Genomic DNA, 1,206 nt, shown 5'->3' with positions numbered 1-1,206 from the left:
CTCAGAACTAACACAGTGGACGCGAGCAACTGAGGACAAGCCCTCGGCCTATTAGTACCGGTCACCTCCACCCCTTACAGGGCTTCCAGATCCGGCCTATCAACCCAGTCGTCTACTGGGAGCCTTAACCCCTCAAAGGGGGTGGGAACACTCATCTCGAAGCAGGCTTCCCGCTTAGATGCTTTCAGCGGTTATCCCTCCCGAACGTAGCCAACCAGCCATGCCCTTGGCAGAACAACTGGCACACCAGAGGTTCGTCCGTCCCGGTCCTCTCGTACTAGGGACAGCCCTTCTCAATGTTCCTGCGCGCGCAGCGGATAGGGACCGAACTGTCTCACGACGTTCTAAACCCAGCTCGCGTACCGCTTTAATGGGCGAACAGCCCAACCCTTGGGACCGACTCCAGCCCCAGGATGCGACGAGCCGACATCGAGGTGCCAAACCATCCCGTCGATATGGACTCTTGGGGAAGATCAGCCTGTTATCCCCGGGGTACCTTTTATCCGTTGAGCGACGGCGCTTCCACAAGCCACCGCCGGATCACTAGTCCCGACTTTCGTCCCTGCTCGACCCGTCGGTCTCACAGTCAAGCTCCCTTGTGCACTTACACTCAACACCTGATTGCCAACCAGGCTGAGGGAACCTTTGGGCGCCTCCGTTACTCTTTAGGAGGCAACCGCCCCAGTTAAACTACCCATCAGACACTGTCCCTGATCCGGATCACGGACCCAGGTTAGACATCCAGCACGACCAGACTGGTATTTCAACGACGACTCCCCCTGAACTGGCGTCCAGAGTTCACAGTCTCCCAGCTATCCTACACAAGCCGAACCGAACACCAATATCAAACTGTAGTAAAGGTCCCGGGGTCTTTCCGTCCTGCTGCGCGAAACGAGCATCTTTACTCGTAGTGCAATTTCACCGGGCCTATGGTTGAGACAGTCGAGAAGTCGTTACGCCATTCGTGCAGGTCGGAACTTACCCGACAAGGAATTTCGCTACCTTAGGATGGTTATAGTTACCACCGCCGTTTACTGGCGCTTAAGTTCTCAGCTTCGCCACCCCGAAGAGTGACTAACCGGTCCCCTTAACGTTCCAGCACCGGGCAGGCGTCAGTCCGTATACATCGCCTTACGGCTTCGCACGGACCTGTGTTTTTAGTAAACAGTCGCTTCTCGCTGGTCTCTGCGGCCACCCCCAGCTCAC

General features: G+C 56.6%; 1 rRNA gene. It reads right to left on the bottom strand.

What is annotated here, in order from left to right:
* Positions 1–31 precede the first annotated feature (31 nt).
* Positions 32–1,206, bottom strand: a 23S ribosomal RNA gene (locus ACTWQO_RS48460); the annotation flags it as partial.

The sequence above is a fragment of the Streptomyces sp. 4N124 genome (assembly GCF_052245395.1).
Taxonomy (GTDB): domain Bacteria; phylum Actinomycetota; class Actinomycetes; order Streptomycetales; family Streptomycetaceae; genus Streptomyces.
The sequence above is the reverse complement of the archived record's forward strand: the minus strand, read 5'-3'. Positions and strand labels throughout refer to the sequence as shown.